The organism is Atribacter sp. (assembly GCF_035418125.1).
GTDB classification, from domain to species: Bacteria; Atribacterota; Atribacteria; order Atribacterales; family Atribacteraceae; genus Atribacter; species Atribacter allofermentans.
The window spans coordinates 1-7,736 of sequence record NZ_DAOLQM010000091.1; the positions used below are offsets into that span (position 1 = coordinate 1).

At 38.4% G+C, this 7,736-nt stretch carries 8 protein-coding genes; 5 read left to right on the plus strand and 3 right to left on the minus strand.

All coding sequences use genetic code 11. The annotated features are described in order from the left end of the window. The 3 genes from PLK24_RS05980 to PLK24_RS05990 all read left to right on the plus strand — a co-directional run. Positions 1–863, plus strand: an 863-nt coding sequence (locus tag PLK24_RS05980; protein WP_324477255.1) for an extracellular solute-binding protein, incomplete at its 5' end; no start/stop codon positions are given. A gap of 117 nt (positions 864–980) precedes the next feature. Then, complete coding sequence (locus tag PLK24_RS05985; protein ID WP_324477257.1) at positions 981–1,856, plus strand: carbohydrate ABC transporter permease; 876 nt, start codon at positions 981–983, stop codon at positions 1,854–1,856. Beyond that, positions 1,844–2,659 carry a carbohydrate ABC transporter permease gene (locus PLK24_RS05990; RefSeq protein WP_324477259.1) on the plus strand — a complete coding sequence of 272 codons (816 nt, stop codon included), beginning with the start codon at positions 1,844–1,846 and terminating at the stop codon, positions 2,657–2,659. The genes PLK24_RS05985 and PLK24_RS05990 overlap by 13 nt, the downstream gene beginning before the upstream one ends. A gap of 100 nt (positions 2,660–2,759) precedes the next feature. Here the strand turns inward: PLK24_RS05990 and PLK24_RS05995 are convergent, their stop codons facing one another. The 3 genes from PLK24_RS05995 to PLK24_RS06005 are packed head-to-tail and all read right to left on the minus strand — an operon-like array spanning position 2,760 to position 5,338. Continuing rightward, on the minus strand, positions 2,760–2,960 hold the full coding sequence (locus PLK24_RS05995) for a hypothetical protein (protein WP_324477261.1): 201 nt from the start codon (positions 2,958–2,960) through the stop codon (positions 2,760–2,762). Further along, positions 2,953–3,930, minus strand: a complete 978-nt coding sequence (gene floA / locus PLK24_RS06000; RefSeq protein ID WP_324477263.1) for a flotillin-like protein FloA — start codon at positions 3,928–3,930, stop codon at positions 2,953–2,955. The genes PLK24_RS05995 and floA overlap by 8 nt, the downstream gene beginning before the upstream one ends. A 4-nt stretch (positions 3,931–3,934) precedes the next feature. After that, positions 3,935–5,338: an NfeD family protein gene (locus PLK24_RS06005; RefSeq protein ID WP_324477265.1), complete on the minus strand. Its 1,404-nt coding sequence runs from the start codon at positions 5,336–5,338 to the stop codon at positions 3,935–3,937. Positions 5,339–5,768: 430 nt separating this feature from the next. Between PLK24_RS06005 and PLK24_RS06010 the strand changes: the two genes are divergently transcribed. Beyond that, positions 5,769–6,263 (plus strand): hypothetical protein, encoded by a 495-nt coding sequence (locus PLK24_RS06010; protein WP_324477267.1) that lies wholly within the window; start codon positions 5,769–5,771, stop codon positions 6,261–6,263. 45 nt (positions 6,264–6,308) lie between these two features. Continuing rightward, positions 6,309–7,331 (plus strand): endo alpha-1,4 polygalactosaminidase, encoded by a 1,023-nt coding sequence (locus PLK24_RS06015; RefSeq protein WP_324477269.1) that lies wholly within the window; start codon positions 6,309–6,311, stop codon positions 7,329–7,331. Positions 7,332–7,736 lie beyond the last annotated feature (405 nt).

A 7,736-nucleotide genomic window follows, 5' to 3' on the forward strand; every position in this document is an offset into this window, starting at 1 on the left:
CATTTGAAGGAAATGTGATGTTTTATCGGAAAGACCTCTTTGAAAGAGATGGAATTGCTGTTCCACAAACCCTCGACGAATATTTAGAAGTTGTCAAACATTTTCACAATCCTCCTGAGTTATACGGAACCGCCGTCCGAGGACTTCGCGGATCAGGAATGAATGTTTGGAGATTCAGCCCCTATCTCAAGATGTTTGGTGGTCAGTATCTGGATGAAAATGGTGTTCCAGTTTTTAATTCACCCGAAGCCGTTAAAGCGGTTGAGTATTATATTGAGCTCATTAAACACAGCCCCAGTCCTACCCTTTCATGGTCAGACGCCATGGATAACTTTAATGCCGGTAAGGTTGCTATTGTTGAATACGCCAACCTGAAAATGGATTACACTATGGATCCCAAAGGATCAGTCGTATACGACAAAGTAGGCTACTCAAAACCAGCCGCCGGTCCCATGGGTGCCATCTCCAATACTGCGGTTCATGGTTTGGGGATTTCAGTTGCAGGTTGTCCAACTGAAGAGCTGAAAGTTGCTGCTGGTAAATTCATCGGTTGGTTTACCAGCAAAGAAAATGAAATCAGAAAGGTTGTAGCTGGCTCTGGTCTCACTAACGCCCGAAAATCAACTTTTGCCAGCCCCGAATTTGCCGCTGCTTATCCAGCAGAATTTGTTGAAGCCCAAGTAGAGATGATGAAAATTCAACAAATGTGTATTTTGCAAATACCAGAATGGCCAGAAATTGGTGATTATCTGGGTGTAAAGCTTGAAGAACTCTTCACCAAAGCTTATGCTGGTCAATCCTATGATATTCAGGCTGCTCTGGATGATGCAGTTGCTTATGCAAAAGAAGTCTTGGGGAAATAATAAACGATTAGGAAATAAAAGGGGCTCTTTGGAGCCCCTTTTCTAAATTCATTATATCAAAATAATTGGACTTCTTTCCCAACCATTTAAACAGTGTAACAAGAAGGGGGCTCAATAGTGACCAGAAAACAATTTTTTTTAGTATTTATGATTCCAACTTTTATTATTTTATTTTTTTTAGCCTTCTATCCACTACTCAACGCTTTTTATTATTCACTGCAAAATTGGGACCTAAGAAGTTCCCGCCCGATTCGATTTGTCGGATTGAAAAATTATATTCAACTCTTCACTGATGCGCGTTTTCTCAATTCTCTCCGTATTTCCTTGCTTTGGTCGGTTATTACTGTTGGATTTTCGGTTTTTTTTGGTGCTGGATTGTTAGCTCCCTTGATCAATGATAATGCAAAAGGGAGTTTTAGAACCCTTTGTTTATTTATTTTTATTATACCCGCACTCCTTCCCCGGGTGGGAGCAGCTTATATGTGGCGGTTGATGTATTCATCATCGATTGGAATTATAAATTACTTTTTAAGCTTTTTGAGAATTGGCCCTATTGGCTTCTTAGAAAATCCTTCCTATGCTCTTTACTCAGTAGCAGCTATCGACATCTGGCAGTGGTCCTTTTTGATTGCAGCTTTAACCATTATTCTTTTACAGGATATTCCCAAGGAAATAGTCGAAGCTGGTTCACTCGATGGGGCCAAAAGGTGGCAGCTCTATCGCTTCATTATCTTCCCAGTGATTATTCCGCCCTTTCTCTCAATCTTTTTTATTAAAATGATGGAATCCCTCCGTTCTTTTGATTTCATATTTGTGCTGACTGCAGGTGGTCCTGGTATTGCTACCGAAACTTTGGATATGTATGCTTATTGGCAGGGAATTGGTTCAGCAGGTCGGGTCTCTTACGCCTCTTCAATGTCAATTGTTATGCTGGTGATCACCATTGTTTTGATCACTATCGTATGGAGGGGGTTAGTCAGATGGCACGATTAAATGGAAAGAATATTTTCTATAAAATTATCATAATTATCGTTCTAATTATTGCTTTAGCCCCGATTCTCTGGATGTTTTTGTCATCGTTTAAGTCAAGAGTCGATATTATTAGTTATCCTCCTAAGTTTATCTTCACCCCAGTAATGGACAACTATAAAAGAGTTCTCCAAATGCCAACTCTTATGCACGGTCTCCGCAACAGCCTTATCATAGTCCCCATATCTCTTCTTTTGGGGTTTATTTTTGGTGTTCCGGTTGGGTATATATTTGCTCGGATAAAGTTTAAAAGAAGTGCCGATCTTCGCTTTTTTATCCTGTCTTTAAGATTCATGCCTCCAGTCGCGGTAGCCCTTCCCTTTTTCTTGATTTGGATGCGGTTAAGGCTTCTGGACAGCATGCCAGCAGTCATATTTACATATCTGACCATTGCAATTAGCACCATGATCTGGTTAACAATTGAATGTTTCAAGCAGGTACCTGTTGAATGCGAGGAAGCTGCTCACTTAGAAGGATGTACCCAATTTCAAGTCTTTTCTCGTATTGCTTTACCTTTAGCAATTCCCAGCATCTTGGGTATGTGCATCTTTATCTTTATTCTTTTGTGGAATGAATTCTTCCTAGCCTTTGTCATTACTTCTCAACGTGCGGTGACTATGCCGGTTGCTTCAGCTGCTTTTGCGGTGGTTGGAATGGAAGTTCCCTGGGGACAAATTTGCGCATCGGTTATCCTTCTTTCCATTCCACCTTTGATTTTGTCCTATTTCTTTGTGAAATTCCTTCCTTATTTCTTTAAGGTTAGTTAATCAATAAAAAAAGACCCTCATGGATTTAAAGTGATATGAGGGGTCTTTTTAAAACATGTCCTTATTTCAATTCCAAATCACCCATAACGATTCCATTTAACTACATATGAAACATCCTCAAGGTCTGGGGTTTCCAGGGATATAAAGCCAGCAGTGGATTCATCCGATAGCAAGCTGGTTTTGAAAATACCTCATAAAAAAGATAAAAAGTGGTAAAATTCTCCTGAATTATATCCTCAAATGAGGAAGCATTGGATTCATCGTAAGGAATAAAGCCACTTTTATCTTCAATTTCATTCATGTTTTCCCTTATCCTCCTTCTTTCCTAATTTATCTCTCATCTTAGTATCGGCTTGCAAATTTTGAAGGGAATAATAATCCATAAACCCCAACTTTCCTTCATGCAGAGCATGTGCCAATGCTTTGGGGACTTCAGCTTCAGCTTCAACCACTTTCGCTCTCATTTCCTGGGTATAAGCTAACATCTCCTGTTCTTTAGCAATAGCCATGGCTCTTCTTTCCTCTGCTTTAGCTTGAGCGACTCTTTTATCGGCTTCAGCCTGGTCGGTTTGCAAACGAGCTCCTATATTTTCTCCCACATCAATATCAGCAATATCTATAGAGAGAATTTCAAAAGCTGTGCCTGCATCCAATCCTTTTTCCAAAACAGTTTTAGAGATGGAATCTGGATTTTCTAACACTGCTTTGTGAGAATGAGATGATCCAATAGTTGTTACGATACCCTCTCCAACCCGGGCGATTATAGTCTCTTCAGTAGCTCCACCGATCAGACGATCAATATTGGTCCGCACGGTTACCCGGGCTTTTACAATGAGTTCTATCCCGTCTTTAGCAACAGCGGCAACCTCGGGTGTTTCAATAACTTTAGGAAGAACACTCATCTGAACTGCTTCCAATACATTTCTGCCAGCTAAGTCAATAGCACAGGTTCTTTGAAATGAAAGTGGTATGCCAGCTCTTTCGGCGGCAATTAAAGAAATAACCACCCGGTCAACATTCCCTCCAGCTAAATAATGAGCTTCCAATGACTCGGCATCAAGTTCTAAATCAGCTTTAGTAGCTTTTATAAATGGTAGGATAATACTAGCCGGAGGAACACGCCTCAGTCTCATGCCGATTAAGTTAAGAATGCTAATCTTTACTCCAGCCGCTAAGGCTGATATCCAAAGACCCAATGGAACCAGTGAAAAAAATACAATCACCAGAATTAATATAATGATTGCCGGAATCAAGTATCCGGTAATATCCATAGATTTACACCTCTCTTTCGATTTGGACTATGATCCGGTTCCCTTGCACTTCATCAACGGTTATCATTTTGCCCGGTTCAATAAATTCACCACGAGTCACCACGTCATATCGTCTTCCTTCGATTTCAACAATACCCGCCGGTCGGAGCATTGATTTGGTTATCCCTTTTTTCCCCACTAAACTTTGATAATTTAATATTTTCTCTTCGGGAATTTCTTTTTCCTGATCCTTTTTATGTAATCCCAGTTTTTTCCAAATGGGATTATTGGGTAAAAAGAAAAGCAATATTAAGAAAATCCCTCCCATTATAGCCATATAGAACAACAGTTGGCTAAAAGCAACTTCCCAGAAAAGAATACTGGTAGTCCTTAAAACCATATAGAGGGAAATCACCAAAGCACTAATACCGGTAATACCAGTGACACCAAAACCGGGAATAACTAACAATTCCAAAGCCAACAAAAGAATTCCAGCTACAAAAAGCATCAAAGGTTCCCATCCGGCGAGACCAGCAAAATACCTCCCTCCAAAGAAGAGGAGCAAAGCAATAATTCCGGCTATTCCTGGAAAGCCAAACCCAGGTGTCATTATCTCAAGGAAAATACCCCCAAAAGCAATAAGGAGTAAAATTGGAATAATAGTTGGATGGGTTAAAATCCTAGCTAAAGTTTCCGACCAGGAAGGAGATGGCGTAACAACAATCGGATCTTCTAATCCCAATGCCTTAAACACTTCTTGCTGGTTTTGAGCCAGATGATCGGCAGCTCCTCTTTCTAAAGCAGTTGCTGCTGTCAGGGTTAACAATTCCCCTTTCTCTTTTAAGCCTGCTATTTCTACGTTTCGGTCGACCATCGCAGCGAATAGCTGAGGGTCACGATTACGAGCTTCTGCTAAAGCTTCAATTTGCCCTCGAATGGCTGAAACAGTTTTGGGATCGGGAGGGGTTTCTGCGGTCTCCTGACCAGTTCTCGGTTCAGCGGCTCCAATGCTTCCATCCGGTACCATGATAATCTTTTGGCAGGAAAGAGCTAAAAAGACTCCTGCCGACCAGGCTTTGGAATTAATGAAAGCCACAGTTTTCATTGGAGCTTGCATGATCAGGTCTTTTATAAAGAGCATAGCATCAACCCGTCCCCCAAAAGTATCAATTTCGAATACCACGATCTCGGCACCTTGTTTTTCGGCTTCTAACAAAGACCTCTTGGCAAAGCTGGCTAGGCCCCATTCCACAGCTCCAAAATCAGGAATATCCTTGAGCGGTACCCAAAAAACAGTAGGCCTTTCTGCAGAATAAGTTGGCAAAGAAAGAGACAAAACAATCAGGATCAAGATTATAAAATAGTGGAACAAACGCATTTTTTCTTGAAAAATATGTTTTTCTTTCATATTCAATAAAGCAATTTTCATTCAATAATATTCCTTTATCTCGTTTTTTTCCAAAATGATCAAATAATCTTAATAACTATTTTATATATGATACCTTTTCTATTCATTTTACCAAAATTAATTCAATGAAAAATTACACTTTTCGAAAAAGATTACCCTTAAATTTTTGGTAAATTTTCCTATCGTCAATGAATGATACGCAGTTATCAAAATTTATTCAGGATTAACCCTTATGCTCACTCTAAATTTATCATTACGAAAAGATTACTGTACAACATAGCAATCTCATTTAACCAATTTGTTATTCTGAGGAGTCCGGTGTTTTTTACCGGACGACGTGAGGATCTCATCTTTTCCAATTCCCCAATTCTACAAAATGTAAAAGATGAGATCCTCACGGATTCGAAAAGCGAATCCTCAGGATGACGAAATAAACAGCTCCTCTCTCCCCATGGGAGAGGAAAAAAATAAAAAAATGGGAGAAGGCCATGATGAGGAGGTAACTCTTTTATTACAGTATTTTCGAGGTAGACCAACAACTTCCTTTCCTATTTTTATATATACTAAAAAAATTTGGAGTAATATAATAAATATATGTATTCCGAATCAAACTCCTCAACCAACTGGTCAACAACTTCCGCCAACTTTAGTCAATACTAATAGAACGATAGGAGCAGGTGGTGGATTTGCAGAAGTGACATTTTCCGCCAATAACGGGCAAAGAATTCGAATCACCTTAACCGGTTCAAGCTCAATGATGGAACCTTACGGTTCCCTTGAATATCCAGATGGGATAACGAGTATATATACGCCAGACTTGGGTAGTTCATTGAATGGTGTCAATACCTCTGAACTTATTCTCACCCAATCTGGAACCTACACCTATGTTATTTTTGATGGATCAAATATCGGTGGCCAGGTCAATGTTAAAATCGAGATGATTTAAAATATTCTTAAAAATTGTTTGAATAATAATCAATAAAGATAAGCAATGCGAAAAATATTCTTTTTAAATCAGATTACCTTTACTATTCTCCTTTTTATTATCGTGCTATCAGGAATAACCTATTGCCAAGATTTGGTAAACCTAAACCCCTCTGATAGTGATTCTTTTTTTTATCGAGATGAGATGCGTCATTTTATCCAGGCAATTTCCAGATATTCTCATCAATTTCATCCCAATTTTATAATTGTTCCTCAGAATGGACTCAGCCTCCTTACTACTAACGGCGAACCGGAAGGCGTGCTGATCTCCGAATACCTCACAGCAATAGATGGGGTTGGCCAAGAAGAATTATTTTTTGGTTTTCTTGGTGATGATGAACCCACACCTGAAGATATAACTTCAGATTGGCTTAGTTTCTTGAACAAAATACAAGCTTTGGGTAAAGCTGTTTTAATCACCGATTATTGCTCAAATACTTTCAATATCAAGAACTCTTTTGAAAGGAACAATTTACAGCATTTTATTAGTTTCGCTTCTGAAAGCCGTGAAATGGACATCATTCCAATAAATTCTTCAAAACCCTATCATGAGAACTCCAAAAATGTTGAAAAAATAATTCAGGCTAAGAATTTTCTCTATTTAATTAATCCTTCAGGTTTTTCTAATAAAGAAGAAATGATTGAGGATCTCTCTCAAACCAACTACGACTTACTAATAATTGACGCCTATTTTTCAGATTTTGAAATGTTTACCAATGAAGATGTTTATCATTTAAAAGAAAAAATAAATGGTGGTAAACGTTTAATCCTATCCTATCTTTCAATTGGAGAAGCAGAAAATTATCGCTATTACTGGCAAAAAGAATGGGATATCAATCCTCCATCTTGGTTAGAGGAAGAAAACCCTGACTGGAGTGGAAATTATAAAGTTCGTTATTGGGATAAAGAGTGGCGGGAAATAATTTTTGGAAATCCAGATGCTTATCTTGATAAAATACTCAAAGCTGGTTTTGATGGAGTTTACTTAGATTTGGTTGATTCTTTTGAATATTTCGAGGAACTACAATAAATAGAATTGATTGGAAATATCAATCCAATAAGTATAATCATCGATGATACCAATAACCTTCTCACCTTTTATTATAAAACTGTCATTCTTATCGACACTTGAGTCAACCTTAAATTGCTCTGATTCACAACAATATGCCCCTATTTGCCAATAATTATGTTCATAACTAGGTTCATTTCTTTCTCCTTTTTTGAATTTATGATAACATCCTGAAATGGAGCTGATTTGATACAAGGAGATGAAGCATGGATAAAACTTATTACGATTTGCTGGAACTATTCTCAGAAAGCGGTTGTCCCATTTGTAGTTACAAAAAAACCTTTGAAGAGCAATCTTTAGATGGATTATTTTATGAATTTGTCACTGATCCAGAAATTCGTCAAAAACTCCGTAACCAAGGTGGCT

Excerpts from the sequence above, each read along its gene's own strand:
- PLK24_RS06005 (WP_324477265.1), bottom strand. The coding sequence starts at position 5,338 with ATGAAAATTGCTTTATTGAATATGAAAGAAAAACATATTTTTCAAGAA.
- PLK24_RS06015 (WP_324477269.1), top strand. The coding sequence starts at position 6,309 with ATGCGAAAAATATTCTTTTTAAATCAGATTACCTTTACTATTCTCCTT.
- PLK24_RS05990 (WP_324477259.1), top strand. The coding sequence starts at position 1,844 with ATGGCACGATTAAATGGAAAGAATATTTTCTATAAAATTATCATAATT.
- PLK24_RS05995 (WP_324477261.1), bottom strand. The coding sequence starts at position 2,960 with ATGAATGAAATTGAAGATAAAAGTGGCTTTATTCCTTACGATGAATCC.
- PLK24_RS06010 (WP_324477267.1), top strand. The coding sequence starts at position 5,769 with ATGGGAGAGGAAAAAAATAAAAAAATGGGAGAAGGCCATGATGAGGAG.
- floA (WP_324477263.1), bottom strand. The coding sequence starts at position 3,930 with ATGGATATTACCGGATACTTGATTCCGGCAATCATTATATTAATTCTG.